Source organism: Thioalkalivibrio sp. AKL6 (genome assembly GCF_000376905.1).
GTDB lineage: Bacteria > Pseudomonadota > Gammaproteobacteria > Ectothiorhodospirales > Ectothiorhodospiraceae > Thioalkalivibrio > Thioalkalivibrio versutus.
The window spans coordinates 215,065-232,642 of record NZ_AQXS01000011.1; the positions used below are offsets into that span (position 1 = coordinate 215,065).

Here is a 17,578-nt window from a genome sequence, read left to right on the forward strand (position 1 = left end):
ATCCATGCAGGCAAAATCCTTTCTCCCCCCGCAGCGCACCCTGATGGGCCCCGGCCCCTCCGACGTGAATCCGCGCGTGCTCGCCGCGATGAGCCGCCCGATCATCGGCCATCTGGACCCGGTGTTTGTCGGCATGATGGAGGAGATGAAGGGCCTGCTGCAGTACGCCTTCCAGACCAACAACGCCCTGACCCTGCCGGTCTCCGCCCCCGGTTCCGCCGGCATGGAGACCTGCTTCGTGAACCTGGTCGAACCGGGTGACAAGGTCATCGTCTGCATCAACGGCGTGTTCGGCACCCGGATGAAGGAGAACGTCGAGCGCTGCGGCGGTACCGCCGTCCTGGTCGAGGACGACTGGGGCGCCCCGGTCTCCCCCGAGAAGGTCGAGGACGCGCTGAAGGGCAACCCGGACGCGAAAATCCTGGCCTTCGTGCACGCCGAGACCTCCACCGGGGCGCGCTCGGATGTCGAGACGCTGTGCCGCCTGGCCCGCGAGCATGACTGCCTGAGCATCGTCGACTCGGTCACCGGCCTCGCCGGCAGCCCGCTGTACGTGGACGATTGGGGCGTGGACGCGATCTACTCCGGCTCGCAGAAGTGCCTGTCCTGCACCCCGGGCCTGTCGCCGGTCAGCTTCAGCGAACGCGCGGTGGAACGCATCCAGGCACGCAGCCACAAGGTGCAGAGCTGGTTCCTCGACCTCAACCTGGTCATGGGCTACTGGGGCGGCGGCGGCAAGCGTGCCTACCACCACACCGCGCCGATCAACGCCCTGTACGCCCTGCACGAATCGCTGGTGATCCTGGCCGAAGAGGGCCTGGAGAACAGTTGGTCGCGCCACAACCGTCACCACGATGCCCTGCGCGCCGGCCTCGAGGCCATGGGCCTGAGCTTCCTGGTGGACGCCGAGCATCGTCTGCCGCAGCTGAACACCATTCACGTGCCGGAAGGCGTCGACGAGGCCGCGGTGCGCGGCGAACTACTGAACCGCTACGGCCTGGAGATCGGTGCGGGCCTCGGCCCGTACGCGGGCAAGGTCTGGCGCATCGGCCTGATGGGCCATGGCGCCAACGAGAAGAACGTGCTGCTGTGCCTGTCTGCGCTGGAGGCCGTGCTGGCCGACATGGGCGCGGTCACCCCTGGCCGTGCGCTGTCCGCCGCCCGCGCCACCTACGCGCAGCAAGGCTGAACCATTACCGGCCGCCGCCATCGCCCGCAGGCGATGGCGGCGCTTCGAGACCCAACGGGAGACCTACCCCATGACGCTAAGTCAACTGCTGCAGTATCTGGACGAACACATGGACGGCGTGTTCCTGGACGGCGACCCCGCCGCGTCACTGGAAAAGGCGCGCAGCGGAGACCACCGCAACCCCATTGCGGCCGAGGTCCTGGTCGCCCTGATGAACGGCGCCGGTTCCGACAGCCCGGACGCCACCATGGAACGGGCCGAGGCGGTCAAGTCCATCGGCCCAACCCGCCTGAAGTACATGGGCGACGACGCCCCGGTCGAGGGCTTCCGCCTGGTGGAAAAGACCATCGTCACCATCGACGCCGCCTACAACGAGGAAGCACTCGCCCTGCGCGGCTGACGCCGCGCCCTGCCCCCGGACACAGCCGGCGGGGCATTCCGTGGGCCATCACCCCGGAAAGGCCTGAATGCCCCGCCATCCCGGCCGGAGTGAAACCCTCCTCGTCATCCCGGCCGGAGCGAAGCTGTCACCGCCCCCCGGCCGGAGCAAACCTCTCCCCGTCATCCCGGCCGCAGCGAAGCGGAGAGCCGGGATCTCCGGGAACGCCCCCGGCCGTTCAACCAGATCCCGGATAACCGCTGCGCGGTTTCCGGGATGACAAAGTGGGTGACGCAGGTTCGGCTGTCAGAGCAGGCTGACCAGTCCAAGAACGGTCGCAGCCACCGTTGCGCCGATCAAGGCGCCCATGGCGACATCGCTCGGGTAGTGCAGGGCCAGCACCAGCCGCGAGGCGGCCACCAGCACCGCGAACGGCACGACCAGCCACGCCCACACCGGGAACCAGGCCACCAGGATTACCGCAAACCCCACCGCGTGCATGGTATGGCCGGAGGGGAAACTGAACTCGTCCAGCGGATCCACGGTGCGCGCGAACGGACGACCACGATGGCAGGGACGACGCCGGCTGGTGCGCCGCTTCAGCCACTTGTAGAGCGGCAGCGAGGCCAGCCCCACTACCGCCATCTGCAGACTGACCCAGGCCGCCTGCGGCCCGTGGATCAGTGGCAGGGCAAGCATCAGCGCATACCAGATGGCCCCATCGCCCAGGCGGCTGATCCAGCCGAAGAACCCGCTGACGGCGCGACGGCGATTGTAGTGATTGAACCGCTGGCAGACCGCCAGCTCGAACTCATCCATCCAGTGCAGGACTCGCATCGCGCGCCTCTCCTAGAGGTTCCAGACAAACCGTTTCGAACTCGGCGACCACCTCGACCCAATCAAGGCCCCGGGCGCACGCCCGGGCGTAGCGCCCCATCTCTCTCCATCCCTCCCGGGCCTGCGCGAGTTCCGCAGCGACCGTGAGGAAAGCGGCCGCATCCATGGTGACGTCTCCGGTAAAGCGCACCCGGGCGCCGCTCACGCCGCTGATCACGTGCTCATGCGCCGCCGCGGTATCGAAGGCCAGCACCGGGAGTCCGCTGGCCATGGCCTCGATCACCACGTTGCCGAAGGTCTCGGAGGTGGATGGGAACAGGAACAGGTCGGCGCTGGCGTAGTGCTGGGCCAGGGCCTGCCCCACCTGCTGCCCGGTAAAGATCAGGTCCGGGTGTGCCCGCTCAAGCGCGACACGGGAGGGTCCGTCGCCTACCAGTACCAGGCGGGCCTCGGGCACGCGCTCCTGCAACGCACGAAAGGCCTCCACCACCAGACCCAGATTCTTCTCTGGCGCCAGTCGGCCGACGGACAGAACCACCGGCCCGGGCCCCCATTGCCGACGCAGGCGCGAGGATCGCCGTGCCGGCGTGAAGTGCCGGGTATCCACGCCGCGCGCCATCACCCGCACGCGCTCGAAGCCATGGCCTGCAAGGCTTGTGGCCAGTGCCTGCGTGGGGGCCAGGGTTACGTCGCAGCGATTGTGGAAACGGCGCAGGACGGCCCGCACCAGAGGCGTCAGCCAGCCCACGCCGTAGTAGCGGGCATAGCCATCGAAATGGGTGTGAAACCCCGAGGCGACGGGGATCCCGAGGCGCCGTGCCGCGCGCAGGGCCGAGTGGCCAAGCGGCCCTTCGGTCGCGACATACACGGCGTCAGGCCGGTGTTCGGTCCACAGCGCCGTCAAGCGCCGGCGAGCCGGCAATCCCATGCGCAAACCGCTGTAGCCCGGAAGCGGCAACCCCGGCAATGGCCGCTCCTCCATTAAACCGTCCGTCTCCAGCGGGTCCACGACGACGGCCTTCGATTCGCCCGGCTGGCACGGACGCAGCACCTGCACGCGATGGCCGCGGCTGCGCATCCCCTCAACCAGGCGCGCGAGGGTATGGGCCACACCATTGACCTCCGGTGGCCAGGTCTCGGTCACCAGGGCCAGGTTCAGACATGGGCGGGAGGGGCGGCGGGATTCCGTGTGTAGCGGCGACGACATGGTGAACCCCCTCCCCGCCCGCCGCTACGAGGCGCGGGCGCTTGCGCGCCCCGAAGGCGGATCGACCGGCAGGCCGAGCACATCGACAATGGCGCTGCGGGCACCGTCGGCCAGACTGCGCCGATCCTGGTTGGCGGATTCCAGCGGTGCCAGAAGATGCAGGTCCACGTGCGTCTCGCGTCGACACAACAGCTTCCAGACGTTCGAGATCAGGCGATCGTCTTCCGCGTAGGACACCGGCACCGGGCCATTCGGCATGCCTTCGTAGGCCAGCGCCACCGGCTGCACCGGATGCTGGGTGCCGGCCACGGCCGCAAACAGTCGCGGATGAAACCGGCGTACGAACTCGCCGCGGCTGGTCGTGCCTTCCGGGAACACCACGAACTGCAGGCCCTCGTCGAGCCCGGTCCGCATCGCCTCGAAGTGGGCCGACGCCTGATTGGCCCCGCGTTCGATGAAGCGGGTGTCATGCTGACGACCGAGCCAGCCGATGATCGGCCAACGTGCGATCTCCGCCTTGGAGAGGAAACAGGTGTCCATCGCGGCGCCGATCAGCGGGATATCCAGCCAGGAGACATGGTTGGCCACCACCAGTGATGTACGCCGGGGTTCCTCGCCATGGATCCGGAGCCGCACCCCCACGATGCACAGCGCGCGGTCGTACCAGGCGCGGCGGATGCGGCTGCGTTCCGCGAAGTCGCCCCCCCGGCGGACCATTCGCCAGGTCAGCCAGACCCCCGCCAGCATGTGCAGCACGATGCGCATCAGCCTACCCAGTGCCCGCAGTGTTCCGGTCATGCTCCGTTCCTCGGCTTGCGGGCGTCATAGCGCCCATGAAGTGCCGATGGTAACGGTCCGGCATGGCGCGCACATCCAGCAGGACAAGCACGTCGGCCACATTGAAATCGGGATCGAAACAGGCCTCGCCACAGACCCGGGCACCCAGACGCAGGTAGGCCTTCAGCAGCGGCGGCATGCCGGTACGGCTGGGCGTGCCATGCCAGATGGTCAGGGCATTGGGCAGCGGCCGGCGCGGCGTCACCCGCAGACGTGATGGCGCCCGATGGAACAGGCGTAGCCAGGCCAGTTGGGCCGGCGTCTGCTCGCTCAATGGCAGGCTCGCACAGCCCATCAGGTAGTCGTAACGATGGGCGTTCATGAACCGCGCCAGGCCGGTCCACAGCGCGTTGATCGCGGCGCCCTGACGATGATCCGCGCGCACGCAGGTGCGGCCGATCTCCAGGGTCTTCCCCGGGAGATTCATCAACGGGCCCAGTTCGAATTCGGACAGCGAGTAGAAGCCACCGGCCGTGCTGGCGCTCTCCTCGGTGAGGATGCGTGTGCAGGCAACCACCGTACCGGAGCACCGTTCGCGCACCAGCAGGTGATGACAGAAGGGGTCCAGGGGATCCCGGTCCAGACCGGATCCAGTATCCGGAAGCGCAGCCCCCATCTCGCCAGCGAAGACCTCGTGGCGCAGGCGCTGGGCCGCCTCGAGGTCCGACGGGCTGGACGCGAGGTGGACGCGGTAGGCGGTTTCGTTCGCCGCGATCGGTGTAGCTGGGGACAGCTGCGGTTCGCTCATGGTGGCGACCTCCGGTTGAACTGTCCCGGAGACTACGCCGCGTGGTTGACCACCCCGTGTAGGAACGATGACGGTCGGATGAACCCGCCGCCGGAACCGTGCCCGAATACGGCACCGTTCGGGGCGGAGGCCCCTGCCCCCGCCCCGCCAGCCTCTGCTACGGCAGCGGGCCCGTGTAGGCGCCGGATTCCACCGGCAGGTCCTCGCCTTCCCAGCTCTTGATACCGCCGGCGATGTTCACCACGTTGGTAAAGCCCATGTCCTGCAGTCGCTGCACGGACATCGCGGCACGGCCGCCGGTTGCGCACATAACGGCCACCGGCTTCTCGCGCGCGTTCACCAGCGCATCGATGCGGTGCGGGGTGTTGGGATCGGCGGCACCCTCCAGCAGGCCGCGCGGGACGAGGATGGAGTTCGGCGCGTGCATCTTTTCGAACTCGTAGGGCTCGCGAACATCCACCACCAGCCAGTCCTCGCCGTTCTCCATCTTCTCGGCGAGATCCGCCGGGGCGATCTCCTTCACGTTCTTCCGCGCCTCGGCGACGAAATCCATCAGCTTCTTCTCGCTCATTCGAACATTCCCTTTTGCAATGATCTGGATGTTTTGTGGGAGCCTGCTTGCAGGCGAAGCCCCTGCCAGCGTCGGACACGATCAGGAGCATTCGCCTGCAAGCAGGCTCCTACATGCGGGGCTGACCCATTCTACCGTGGGTGCGAGTCCGGGCGATTCAACCCTCGTCGAGCGCACCTTCCAGCGCAACGGGATCGGTCACCGGGGCCGCGCACTGCAACCCGCGACAGACATAGGCCCGCACGCCCGTCTCCGGGGCGGCTTTCTCCGCGAGCGCGGCGGGCAGCTCGCCGGCCGGCGCGGGGATCGCGAAGGCCCACACCGGAGCATCCTGCGCCCGCAGTCGCTGCTGCCACGCGGGAAGTTCGTCGGCTGCCCCCCGCAGCACGACCAGGGCCGGCGCCTGGTAATGGATGTCCAGCGCGGTCAGCAGGCTCATGTGGCCCAGTGGCGCCTGCTCGACCATCGGACCGGCGTTCGCCAGCGTGCGCTCGGCCGCCTCCAGGTAGCGGGGTTCGGACAGCAGGAACCCGAGTGTCTGCAATACCTGAGCGGCGGTCCCGTTGCCGGCAGCCATGGCATCGTCGGCATAGACCTTCGGGCGCTGGATCAGTGCCTCGTGATCCCGGGCGGTGAAGAAGAAACCACCCTGTTCGCGGTCCTCGAATTCCTCCAGCAGGGTGTCGGCCAGCGTGGTGGCCCAGGCCAGCAGGTCGCTGTCCCACTCGGCCTCCAGCAGCGCCAGCGTGGCCTCCAGCAACAGGGCGTGATCGTCCAGGTAGGCGCGCGGCATCGCGCCGGTCGCCCCCTCGCGCACGCTGGCGTACAACCGGCCGTCGCGCCACAGACGCTCGCGCACGGCGGTCATCGCCTCGCGTGCCAGGCGCAACCATTCCGGGCGCTCCAGGGCGCGCGCGGCACGCGCCAGGCCCGAGATCATCAGGGCATTCCAGGCGCCCAGGATCTTCTCGTCGCGATGCGGTCGTACCCGGTCCTCGCGTGCCGCGAGCAGGCGTTCGCGGGCCCGGTCCAGGCGCGTGTTCGCCTCCGCCTCGTCGATCCCCAGCGCCTCGGCGACGATCGCCGGCGGCGCCACCTCGTGCAGATGCCAGCGCCCCTCGAAATTGGCCGGGCCGTTGAGTCCCCAGACCCGGCTGGCGACGGCCCACTCGTCCTCCGTCAGGAGCGCCTGGACCGTCTCCGGGTCCCAGACATAGAAGCGTCCTTCCTCGCCCTCGGAGTCCGCGTCCAGGCTCGAATAAAAGGCCCCGGAGGGATCCCGCATCTCGCGCTCCAACCAGGCGACCGTCGGCTCCACCACCCGCCGCGCGCGTTCGTCGCCGTGCGCGGCGCGCTCGGCGTACAGCCCCAGCAGCGGCCCGTTGTCGTAGAGCATCTTCTCGAAGTGCGGGATCATCCAGCGGGCATCCACCGAGTAGCGGCAAAAGCCCCCGCCCACCTGATCGAAGATCCCGCCGGCGGCCATCGCATCCAGCGTGCGGGCCAGCATGCGCTCCGCCTCGGCGTCGCCATGGCGCGCGGCATGCCAGGCCAGCCACTCGAGCGAGGCTGGGTGCGGGAACTTGGGGGCGTCCCCGAAACCGCCGAACTGCTCGTCGAAGGTCTTCGCCAGTTCGGCGCGCCCCTTGTCGATGACACTGAGGGCCGGGATCGCGCCACCGGCCGGGCTGTAGATCCGCCCCAGTGCCTGCTGCAACGAGTCGTTCTGGCGCTGGATCTCCTCGGGGTGCTCGGCGAGGAAATCGGACACCCGGGTCATCAGGTCCACGAACGATGGCAGGCCGTGGCGCGGGGTGTTCGGGAAGTAGGTCCCGGCAAAGAACGGCACCTGGTCCGGGGTCAGGAAGACGGTCAGCGGCCAGCCTCCGGGGCGCTGCGACAGCAGCATGTGCGCGTTCTGGTAGATGCGGTCGAGGTCCGGGCGCTCCTCGCGGTCCACCTTGATGTTGACGAAGCGTTCGTTCATCACCGCGGCGGTGTCCGGGTCCTCGAAGGACTCGTGCGCCATCACGTGACACCAGTGGCAGGCAGAGTAGCCAATCGAGAGCAGGATCGGCTTGTCCTCGCGGCGGGCGCGCTCCAGCGCCTCCTCGCCCCAGGGGTACCAGTCCACGGGATTGTCGGCGTGCTGCAGCAGATACGGGCTGCTGGCCCCGGCCAGTCGATTCATCGCGCGGCCTCCTTGCAGGTGGATCGGGCTAGCGACATACAGGTGCATGCCGGGGCCCGGGCGAGTAGCATGTGCAGCCGGTTTTTCATCCGCAAGCGCCCATGCCCACACACCCGTTTATCGACCCCGTCGCCCTGTCCATCGGCCCACTGACCCTGTATTGGTACGGCCTGACATACTTGGTCGGATTTGTCGCCTTCTGGGCGCTGGGCGTATGGCGCACACGCAGTCGCAACTGGGACCCCCTGCACCCCTGGCAGGTCGGTGACCTGCTGTTCTGGGGCGTACTCGGGGTCGTCGTCGGCGGGCGGCTCGGCTATGCACTGTTCTACAACCTCGACACGACGCTGGCCGACCCGCTGAGCCTGTTCCGCATCTGGGAGGGCGGCATGGCCTTCCACGGCGGACTGGCCGGCGTGCTGGTCACCTGCTGGCTATACGCCCGCAAGATCGGCCAGCCGTTCTTCCGTCTGACCGACTTCATCGCCCCCCTGATCCCGATCGGCCTGGGCGCCGGGCGCATCGGCAACTGGATCAACGGCGAGCTGTGGGGCAAACCCACCGACCTGCCCTGGGCCATGGTCTTCCCGGCCGCGGACTACATCCCCCGTCATCCGTCGCAGCTGTACCAGGCCTTTCTCGAAGGGCTGGTGCTGTTCGTGGTGTTGTGGGTCGTCTCGCGCCAGCCGCGGCGTACCGGACTGATCTCCGGGCTGTTCCTGACGCTTTACGGCAGCTTCCGCTTCGCGGTCGAGTTCGTCCGCGTGCCCGACGCCCATCTCGGCTACCTCGCCTTCGACTGGCTCACGATGGGACAGGTCCTGACCCTGCCGGTGATCCTGTTCGGCGTTGCCCTGATCGTCTGGTCGCGGCGCAACCCCCTGCCCGCACCCCGCCCGGCCCCGGAGACCGCCTGAGATGCAGCAATACCTGGACCTGGTGCGGCACATCCGCGACCACGGCACGGACCGCCCGGACCGCACCGGTACCGGCACGCGTTCGGTATTCGGCTACCAGATGCGCTTCGACCTGGCGGACGGCTTCCCGCTGGTCACCACCAAGCGCACCCATCTGCGCTCGGTAATCCACGAACTGCTGTGGTTCATCGCCGGCGATACCAATGTCGGCTACCTGCGCGAGCACAAGGTCCGCATCTGGGACGAGTGGGCCACCGCGGCCGGCGACCTGGGTCCCGTCTACGGCGCGCAGTGGCGCAACTGGGCCGGCCACGACCAGCTGGCCGAACTGATCGACAACCTGAGGAACCGCCCCCACTCCCGGCGCCACATCATCAGTGCCTGGAACGTGGCCGACCTGCCGGACGAATCCATCTCGCCACAGGCCAACGCGGAGGCCGGGCGCATGGCCCTGGCGCCCTGCCACACCCTGTTCCAGTTCTACGTGGCCGACGATCGGCTGTCCTGCCAGCTCTACCAGCGCAGCGCGGATGTCTTTCTCGGCGTGCCGTTCAACATCGCCAGCTACGCCCTGCTAACCCACATGCTCGCGCAGGTGGTGGGCCTGAAGCCCGGCGAGTTCGTCCATACCTTCGGCGACGCCCACCTCTACCGCAACCACCAGGAGCAGGTCGAAGAACTGCTCGGGCGCGAACCGCTGCCGCTGCCAACCTTGCACCTGAACCCGGACGTCACCGACCTGTTCGCCTTCACCTTCGACGACATCGAGGTGCGCGACTACCAGTCCCACCCCCCGATCAAGGCCCCCATCGCGATCTGAGCGTTACCGGAGTCCCCATGCCCCAGCCCGAGATTCATCTGATGGTCGCGCTCGATCCGGATCACGTGATCGGGCGCGACAACGACCTGCCCTGGCACCTGCCGAAGGACCTGCAGCACTTCAAGCGAATGACTGCCGGTCACCCGATGATCATGGGTCGGCGCACCTTCGAATCCATCGGGCGGCCGCTGCCGAATCGCCGCAACCTGGTGCTGACGCGCCAGGCGGACTGGCAAGCGGACGGTATCGAGGTCTATCGCGATCTGGATGCGGCGCTGGCCACCATCGAGGCCGGCCCCGTCTTCGTGATCGGCGGCGCCGGCCTGTTCGCGGAGACCCTGCCGCGCGCCGACGTGCTGCACCTGACCCGGGTGCACGAGTGCCATGCCGGCGACACCTTCTTCCCCGCCCTCGACCCCGCGGACTGGGACGTCGTCTGGTCCGAGCACCACGAAGCCGACGACCGCCACGCCTGCCCCTTCACCTTCGAACGCCTCGAACGCCGCCGCTGAACGCGACCCGACGCCGTCCAGGGACCGTACGGGCCCGGGTGTGTACAGCACCCGGCGGCCGAAGGCGGCCCTGGAACGCAGTGGTACACGCCCCGGGGCTCCACGCCCCTCCTGCTTCGTCATCCCGGAAACCGCGTAGCGGTTATCCGGGATCTCGGCGGCCGGGGTTGCCCCGACGGGGGAGATCCCGGCTTTTCGCTTCGCTGCGGCCGGGATGTCAGTACAGGGGCAGGGGCCGGGAACGGTGACATTCCAGAAAGGCCCGGATTAAAGCGACCTGCGGCGGGCTATTTACGCCCCTGGACGATCCCCCTGACTGGCTGACCCTCGTGGCTAATCAGGAACAATCTTTCTCTGTGCCCCCTAGGGTACACAATCGCCCGGATCCTTAGCCCGTTCTTCATGCCTTCATGCCTTCGTGCGCTTCGTGCGCTTCGTGGTGAAGAACGGTGTTTTCAACGCCCGCCAAAGTGGGGGATCAGGCGGCCGGGCAGCAGGTGAACCAGGATGAAGCCCAGCATCGCGGCGACCACAATGGTCGGGCCGGTCGGGGTGTCGTACTGGAAGGAGCCCCACAGCCCGGCCCCCACGGCCAGCATACCGATGATGCCGGCGAGGATCGCCATCTGCTCGGGGGTGGCCGCAAAGCGCCGGGCACTGGCCGCCGGGATGATCATCAGCGCCGTGATCAGCAGCACGCCGACCACCTGCATCGCCGCCGCGATCACCAGCGCGATCAGCAGCATCAGGCCCAGCCGCACCAGCAGCACCGGCACACCCTCCACCTGGGCGAGCTCCTCGTGCACCGTCAGCGCCAGCAGCGGGCGCCACAGCAGGATCAGCAACAGCAGGGCCACGCCCCCGCCAATGGCGATGGACAGCAGGTCCCCGGTGCCCACCGCGAGGATGTCACCGAACAGGTAGGCCATCAGATCCACCCGCAACCCCTCGATAAAGGTAACGGCGACGATCCCCAGCGACAGCGAACTGTGCGCGAGAATCCCGAGCAGGGTGTCCGAGGCCAGTTCCTGCCGCCGCTGCAGCAGTACCAGCAGGATGGCGATGGCCACGCACACGATCGTGACCATCAGGTTCAGGTTCAGCCCCAGGAGTACCCCGAGGGCGACGCCCAGCAGCGCCGAATGGGACACGGTATCGCCGAAATAGGCCATGCGGCGCCAGACCACAAAGGCCCCCAGCGGCCCCGCGACGGCGGCCACCATCAGCCCCGCCAGGAGGGCACGAACCAGGAAATCGTCGAGCAGGCCATCCATCATCGGGAATCGCCCCCGGGACCGGGCCGGTGGGCATGGCCGCAGCCGGCGTGATGTTCGTGTACATCCCCGGCCACATCGTGCACGTGGTCGTGATCGTGCCGGTAGACCCCGATCCCCTGCATGTCCGTCTCCGGGAACAGGCGCTGGTACTCGGGATGCCGCGATACCTCCTCCGGCCGGCCGGTGCAGCACACATGCTGGTTCAGGCAGATCACCGCGTCGGCCCCGGCCATCACCAGGTGCAGGTCGTGCGACACCATCAGCACCCCGCAGCCGGTCTCGTGGCGGATGTCATCGATCAGCTTGAACACCTCGCCCTGGCCGACAATATCCACCCCCTGCGCCGGCTCGTCCAGCACCAGCAGGTTCGGGCGATTGAGCAGGGCGCGCGCCAGCAGCACCCGCTGCATCTCGCCGCCGGAAAGCGACTGCACCGGCTTGTGCAGCAGATGCGGCACGCCGACCCGCTCCAGGCCTTCGCGCAGGACGGCCTCCGGGGCCCGCTGACGCAGCGTCAGAAAACGCCGCACCGACAGCGGCAGCACCGGCTCGATCTGCAGGCGCTGCGGCATGTAGCCGATGCGCAGCCCGCGCCGGCGTTGTACCCGGCCCTGCCCCGGCTTCCACAGTCCCAGCAGGACCCGCAACAGCGAGGTCTTGCCCGCCCCGTTGGGGCCGATCACCACGGTCACCTCGGCCGGCCGCACCTGTACCGAGACATGATCCAGGATCACCCGCCCGCCGCGTTCCAGCGAGACGTCGCGGGCGGCCAGCAACGGCGAGGCGTCCGTCGCCGGTTGCGCGTGCGGGGAAGGGGTTTCGCGATTCATACTGGTATACTATAACGTTATTGAATCCGATGGAGAATCCGCCCATGCGCTCTGCTGCCCGCCGCCCGACCTTCCTCGCCCTGCTTCTGGCCCTGGCGTTTCTGGTAACGGTGGCCACGCCCGCGCAGGCCGACAGCCCGCGCATCGTCGCATCGATTCTACCGATTCACAGTCTGGTTGCCGCGCTGGCCGGCGACACCCACGAGGTGGAACTGCTGGTGCCGGCCAGCGCCTCGCCCCACGGCTATTCCATGCGTCCCTCCGAGGCACGGCGCCTGCAGCAGGCCGACCTGGTGGTCTGGGTCGGTCCGGAGCTCGAGGGCTTTCTGGAGCGCTCGCTGCACGGGATCGCCGACCGCGCGACAGTCATCAGCCTGATGCACGACCTCGATCTTGATCTTCTGGAGGGCCGCACCGGGGGCGTATGGGAAGGCCATCATGACCACGGCGACGATGGCGGCCATGGGCATGACGATCACGGCGATCATGGACATGACCAACATCCCCACGACGATCACAACGGACACGCGGACCACGCGCATGACCACGATGCTCACGGCTCGGATGATCATGGACACGCCACGCATGACGACGGGCACGGGCATGCACATGGCGATTACGACAGTCACCTGTGGCTGTCGCCGGCCGTCGCACGTGCCATCGTCGAACAACTCGCGGAGCGCCTCGCGGAACTCGATCCGGAACAGGCCGCAACGATCCGGGACAACCGGGACGGCCTGCTCCAGCGCATCGACGAGCTGGACGCCACGATCGCCGGGCAACTGGCCCCGGTACGCGACCAGCGCTTCATGGTGTTTCACGACGCCTACCAGTACTTCGAGCAGCACTATGGCCTGAACGCGGCCGGCTCCATCAGCGTCGATCCCTCGCGCATGCCCGGGGCCCGCCGGCTGTCCGAACTACGCGGCCGTCTGGCCGAGGGCGATGTCGCCTGCCTGTTCACCGAACCGCAGTTTCGCCCGGCGCTGGCAGAAACCGTGGCCGAGGGTACCGGCACCCGGCTCGGCATGCTCGACCCCATCGGCGCGGAGCTGGAGCCTGGCCCCGATGCCTGGTTCCTGCTGATGCAGGGTATGGCGGACGGCTTCACCGACTGCATGGCACATAACGGCTCCTGACGGACACGCGGCCCCACCTCCGGACGCCGCGCCTCGCCGCCCCACCTTCCTGTGCTGTCACGCCGGAAACCGCGTAGCGGTTATCCGGGATCTCCCAGCCCCCAAGGCCGGATATCCCGGCTCTGCGCTTCGCTTCGGCCGGGGTGACCGAAGGGACAAGGCCCGGATGCCCCACCGCGGTCAGAGCAGGATCAGCCCCCACACCAGCGCCGCCAGGAGGAAGCTGACCAGCACCGCGGCCGAGGCCATGTCCTTGGCGCGCGCCGACAGCGGATGGCGTTCGTCGCCAAACCGGTCGATTGCCGCCTCGACCGCCGAGTTCAGCAGTTCCACCACCAGGATCAACAAGGCACTGCCGGCCAGCAGTGCCCGCTCCACCCCGCTCTCGCCCAACCAGATCGCCAGCGGCAGCAATACCGCGAGCAACGCCAGCTCCTGACGAAACGCCGACTCGTGCTGATAGGCCTCGCGCAGCCCGCGCCAGGAATACCCGAAGGCATGCAGCACCCGGCTCAGGCCACGCCGGCCACTATGCGCCACCCGGATTCCCCTCGGTGCGCCCGGTCATGCGGCGGGCGGCGGCGCGAGGGCCACCCGGTTGCGGCCCTCGCGCTTGGCGCGGTAGAGCGCCTCGTCGACGCGCCGCAGCAGCTCGCCGCGCGGTTCGCCGGAATGGAATGCCGCCACGCCGAGGCTCACGGTCACCTCGTCCACCCGGGGAAAGGCATGCCCGGCCACGCGCGCCCGGACCAACTCCGCCACCCGGGCGCCTTCCTCCGCCGCGGCGCCCGGCAGCAGGACCATGAACTCCTCGCCGCCCCAGCGTCCGAGTACATCCACGCTGCGCAGGCGCTCGCCCGCGACCCTGGTCACCTCCTGCAACACCACATCCCCGGTGGCATGGCCATAGGTATCGTTGACCTTCTTGAAGTGATCGAGATCGAACATCACCAGCGCGAACCCCTGTCCATACCGCTCGGCACGCCGGACTTCGCGGTCCAGCAGGCTTTCGAAATACCGCCGGTTGGCAACCCCGGTCAGGCGATCATAGAAGGCCTGACGTTCGAGTTCCGCCTGGTTGCGTTCCAGCTCCTGCTGGATGGTCTTCAGCTCGGTGATGTCGACCGCCGTCCCGGCCAGCCGCGTCACTCGGCCGTCCGCGTCCGCGATCGGGTACCGATGGACCCGGACCCAGCGCTGCTCCCCATCCGGGCGCTGGATGCGGAAGGTCTCGTCGGCCGTTCCGTCGCCGAAAGCCCCGGAGAGAAACACCGCCTCCACCCGGTCGCGGTCCTCCGGGTGCACGGCCTCCAGCATCGCGACCGAGTCGCGGTACAGGTGCTCGCGGCTGTATCCCCAGACCCGCTCGTAGGCCGGATTGACGTAGAGGATCGATTCAGCGTCCTGAAGCCAGAAGACCTCGTTCACGGAGCCGGCCAGCTGGCGGAAACGCGCCTCGCTCTCGCGCAGGGCCTCTTCCACGGCCTTGCGTTGCGAGAGATCACGCAGGATGGTCGAGATTTGCCGCACCTGCCCCTGGCCATCGTGGCGAACCATGATGACCTGGGACACCGGCACTTCGTGGCCTTCGCCATCCAGCACGGCGGTCTCGCCCTGCCAGATACCCTCGCGCATCGCCACCGGGACCGCCTCCTGCAGGATATGGTCCGCGGCCCAGGGCGGATGGAACCGCCGGACCGTGGTCTCCAGGGAACCCACCTCCGTCGGCAGGCTTCGGGTATTCCAGCCGGTTTCGGGGTCCCACGGCTCTCCGGAGGCCGGTGGCAGACCGAACAATGCACGCCCGCCCGCATTCAGGAACAGCATGTTCCCGTCCGGCCCGTGCATGCCGACCACATCGGGGGTGAACTCCAGGATGCCGACCAGCCGGCGCAGGTTCTCCTCCAGCGCGCGGCGGTCGGTCACGTCCTGCACCGTTCCGATCAGGCGGCAGGGCTTGCCGCCGGCATCGCGCTCGACCGCGCCGCGCGTGTGGACCACGCGCTCACGGCCATCGGGCCGCAGGATCCGGAAATGAATGTCGTACTCCCCGGTCTCCAGCGCCGACTCCACCGTGGCGGCCACGCGGTCCCGGTCGTCCGGGTGCACGGCCTGCAAGAAGCCCGCGTAGTTCGCCTCCCGATCCTCCCGCCGCAGGCCGAAGATACGATAGACCTCGTCCGACCAGCGCGTGCGATCCTCCTGGATCGTCCAGACCCAGCTCCCCACGTGCGCGATGCGCTGCGCCGCGGCCAGTTCCTCGCCACGCTCGCGCAGGGCCCCCTCCATCGCCACTTGCTCGGTAATGTCGATCATCACCCCGTGCCAGACGATGCTGCCGTCCGTTCGCAGGACTTGCGGCGTCGCGCGGCCCTCGACCCAGACCGTCCCGCGTAACGGATGGCGGACGCGGAAACGCACCTGCCAGGGCCCCAGCGAGCGCGCCGACTCCTCGATGCTGACCTGGATCCGCGGAAGATCCTCGGGGTTCACCCGGGCGAAGGCCGCATCGGCATCCTCCTGGATCTGGTCAGGGGACAACCCGTACACCCGCTGGACGCCTTCGCTGACGAACGGGAAGGCGTGGCGTCCGTCCGGATACAGGCGGTATTGGTAGATCGCCCCGGGCAGGTGGCTGGTTGCCTTGGTCAGACGCGCCTCGCGCTCATGCCGGGCGGTCTGGTCCTGGAACGAGACCACGGCGCCGTCGACCCGCCCAGATACGTCGAACGTGGGTGCGCTAAAGACGCTCACCGGAAACAGGGTCCCGTCGGCACGCGCGAAGTGATCGTCCCAGGATTCCACCGGTTTGCCGGTCTCGAGGACGCGGTAGATCGGACAGGCCTCGGGCGGATAGGGCGTCCCGTCCACCAGTGTGTGATGGTTGGTCGAATGCGCGTCCTGCCCAAGGGCATCGCCTTCGCTCTCGAAACCGAGCAGACGGCAGGCCGTCGGGTTCAGGAAGGTATAGCGGCCATAGCGATCCAGGCCAAAAACGCCTTCGGCCAGGCTGCCCAGCAAGCGCGTCTGGAAGGCCTCGGCCGCCCGCAGCTCGGTGACATCCTCGATCACCCCGTCGAACACGAACAGGCCATCCGCATCCTCGGTCCGGTAGGCGGTGATCCGGGCACGGAAGGGCCGTCCCCGCAGTGTCCTCAGATCCACTTCGCGACCGACGACCCGCCCATAGGCCTCGAGATCGCGACTGAACGCCTCGCGCTCGAGCGGATCGCGGTAGAGCTCGCGGACCGGCGTCGAGCGCAGCTCGATCTCGGTGGCGGCCTCGAACAGCTCCACCATGGCCGGATTGAGACGGACAAAGCGGCCCTCCGGCCCCGGGGTGTTGCGGTAGACCCCCACCGGGAGGCGACCGAAGGCCACCCCGTAGAACTCCAGCTCGTGTTCGTAGCGACGGGCCTCCGACACGTCATGGATGATCGAGTAGAGGTATCGGTTCCCGTCCAGCACCACCGGGCCGGAGTACACCTCGACATCACGAATCTCGCCCCCGCAAATGCGGTGGCGAAAACGGAAGAAGCGGCGTTCCTCGCGCGCCGCCCGCTCCATCTCGGTGCGCACCTCGTCCGCCGAGAGCGTGTTGATGTCCTGGATGTGCATGGCCTTCAGCGCCTCGGCCGAATAGCCGTAGAACGCCTCCGCGGCCGGATTGGCGTCCACGATCCGCCCGCCCTCCGGGTCGATCAGCAGCTTCGGGGCGGTATTGGCGGTAAAGGTCTGTTCGTAGACCTGGCCGGCGGAATCGCCCTGCACCCGGCGCTGTACGGTGGCGAGCCGCCCATGCGGGTCGGGCGCCAGCACCAGCGTGCAGGCAACCACCGTCGCGTCCTCCACGTGCGGCGCCCTGAGCGAAAGCTCCAGGGTCACTTCGGCCGAGCCGGAGCGCGCGAGGGCGTCCATCAACGCCTTGTGCTGCCCCTGCGGCACACACTCGGCCAGCCGCACACCATCGAAGTCATCCGCCGCGCAGCCCAGCCATTCCGCCAGGCGCGCATTGGCCGCATGGATGCGACCGCTGGCCTCCAGAAACACCAGCCCCACGGCGGCCCGGTGGAATAAGCCCGCGCCTGCATGCTCCGCAGGATCCATCAAGTCTCCCCGAGGAG

At 68.2% G+C, this 17,578-nt stretch carries 16 protein-coding genes; 6 read left to right on the forward strand and 10 right to left on the reverse strand.

All coding sequences use genetic code 11. The annotated features are described in order from the left end of the window. Window positions 1-4: 4 nt before the first annotated feature. Window positions 5-1,189 carry an alanine--glyoxylate aminotransferase family protein gene (locus tag D575_RS0111750; RefSeq protein WP_026182143.1) on the forward strand — a complete coding sequence of 395 codons (1,185 nt, stop codon included), beginning with the start codon at window positions 5-7 and terminating at the stop codon, window positions 1,187-1,189. 70 nt (window positions 1,190-1,259) lie between these two features. Then, on the forward strand, window positions 1,260-1,589 hold the full coding sequence (locus D575_RS0111755) for a hypothetical protein (RefSeq protein ID WP_018146115.1): 330 nt from the start codon (window positions 1,260-1,262) through the stop codon (window positions 1,587-1,589). A 285-nt stretch (window positions 1,590-1,874) separates the two neighbouring features. Here D575_RS0111755 and D575_RS0111760 read toward each other — a convergent pair whose 3' ends face one another. The 6 genes from D575_RS0111760 to D575_RS0111785 all read right to left on the reverse strand — a co-directional run bounded on the left by D575_RS0111760 (window position 1,875) and on the right by D575_RS0111785 (window position 7,959). Continuing rightward, on the reverse strand, window positions 1,875-2,405 hold the full coding sequence (locus tag D575_RS0111760; protein ID WP_026182144.1) for a phosphatase PAP2 family protein: 531 nt from the start codon (window positions 2,403-2,405) through the stop codon (window positions 1,875-1,877). Further along, window positions 2,380-3,612: a glycosyltransferase family 1 protein gene (locus D575_RS0111765; RefSeq protein ID WP_018146117.1), complete on the reverse strand. Its 1,233-nt coding sequence runs from the start codon at window positions 3,610-3,612 to the stop codon at window positions 2,380-2,382. The genes D575_RS0111760 and D575_RS0111765 overlap by 26 nt, the downstream gene beginning before the upstream one ends. 24 nt (window positions 3,613-3,636) lie before the next feature. Continuing rightward, window positions 3,637-4,377, reverse strand: a complete 741-nt coding sequence (locus D575_RS0111770) for a 1-acyl-sn-glycerol-3-phosphate acyltransferase (protein WP_018146118.1) — start codon at window positions 4,375-4,377, stop codon at window positions 3,637-3,639. A 4-nt stretch (window positions 4,378-4,381) separates the two neighbouring features. Next, window positions 4,382-5,197, reverse strand: a complete 816-nt coding sequence (locus D575_RS0111775; protein ID WP_018146119.1) for a GNAT family N-acetyltransferase — start codon at window positions 5,195-5,197, stop codon at window positions 4,382-4,384. Between the two features lie 157 nt (window positions 5,198-5,354). After that, complete coding sequence (locus tag D575_RS0111780; RefSeq protein WP_018146120.1) at window positions 5,355-5,768, reverse strand: rhodanese-like domain-containing protein; 414 nt, start codon at window positions 5,766-5,768, stop codon at window positions 5,355-5,357. A 157-nt stretch (window positions 5,769-5,925) separates the two neighbouring features. Beyond that, window positions 5,926-7,959: a thioredoxin domain-containing protein gene (locus tag D575_RS0111785; RefSeq protein WP_018146121.1), complete on the reverse strand. Its 2,034-nt coding sequence runs from the start codon at window positions 7,957-7,959 to the stop codon at window positions 5,926-5,928. Between the two features lie 101 nt (window positions 7,960-8,060). Here D575_RS0111785 and lgt point away from each other — a divergent pair, with 101 nt between their 5' ends. From lgt to D575_RS0111800, 3 genes are read left to right on the forward strand one after another with little or no spacing between them, the layout of a single operon-like run. Then, window positions 8,061-8,876 (forward strand): prolipoprotein diacylglyceryl transferase, encoded by an 816-nt coding sequence (gene lgt, locus D575_RS0111790; protein WP_018146122.1) that lies wholly within the window; start codon window positions 8,061-8,063, stop codon window positions 8,874-8,876. Window position 8,877: 1 nt separating this feature from the next. Continuing rightward, on the forward strand, window positions 8,878-9,696 hold the full coding sequence (locus tag D575_RS0111795; protein ID WP_018146123.1) for a thymidylate synthase: 819 nt from the start codon (window positions 8,878-8,880) through the stop codon (window positions 9,694-9,696). A 17-nt stretch (window positions 9,697-9,713) separates the two neighbouring features. After that, complete coding sequence (locus D575_RS0111800; RefSeq protein WP_018146124.1) at window positions 9,714-10,208, forward strand: dihydrofolate reductase; 495 nt, start codon at window positions 9,714-9,716, stop codon at window positions 10,206-10,208. Window positions 10,209-10,663: 455 nt separating this feature from the next. Here D575_RS0111800 and znuB read toward each other — a convergent pair whose 3' ends face one another. Then, a complete protein-coding gene (znuB, locus tag D575_RS0111805) occupies window positions 10,664-11,485 on the reverse strand; it encodes a zinc ABC transporter permease subunit ZnuB (protein ID WP_026182145.1) in 822 nt (273 codons plus the stop codon). Then, entirely contained in the window at window positions 11,482-12,315 is an 834-nt protein-coding gene (gene znuC / locus D575_RS0111810; RefSeq protein ID WP_018146126.1) for a zinc ABC transporter ATP-binding protein ZnuC, read from the reverse strand. Before znuC ends, znuB begins: the two co-directional genes overlap by 4 nt. Window positions 12,316-12,359: 44 nt before the next feature. Between znuC and D575_RS0111815 the strand changes: the two genes are divergently transcribed. Next, entirely contained in the window at window positions 12,360-13,454 is a 1,095-nt protein-coding gene (locus D575_RS0111815; RefSeq protein WP_018146127.1) for a zinc ABC transporter substrate-binding protein, read from the forward strand. A 180-nt stretch (window positions 13,455-13,634) separates the two neighbouring features. Here the strand turns inward: D575_RS0111815 and D575_RS0111820 are convergent, their stop codons facing one another. Both D575_RS0111820 and D575_RS0111825 read right to left on the reverse strand, forming a co-directional pair. Next, window positions 13,635-13,994 (reverse strand): diacylglycerol kinase, encoded by a 360-nt coding sequence (locus D575_RS0111820; RefSeq protein WP_026182146.1) that lies wholly within the window; start codon window positions 13,992-13,994, stop codon window positions 13,635-13,637. Between the two features lie 24 nt (window positions 13,995-14,018). Then, window positions 14,019-17,561, reverse strand: a complete 3,543-nt coding sequence (locus tag D575_RS0111825; RefSeq protein ID WP_018146129.1) for a PAS domain S-box protein — start codon at window positions 17,559-17,561, stop codon at window positions 14,019-14,021. Window positions 17,562-17,578: the final 17 nt, after the last annotated feature.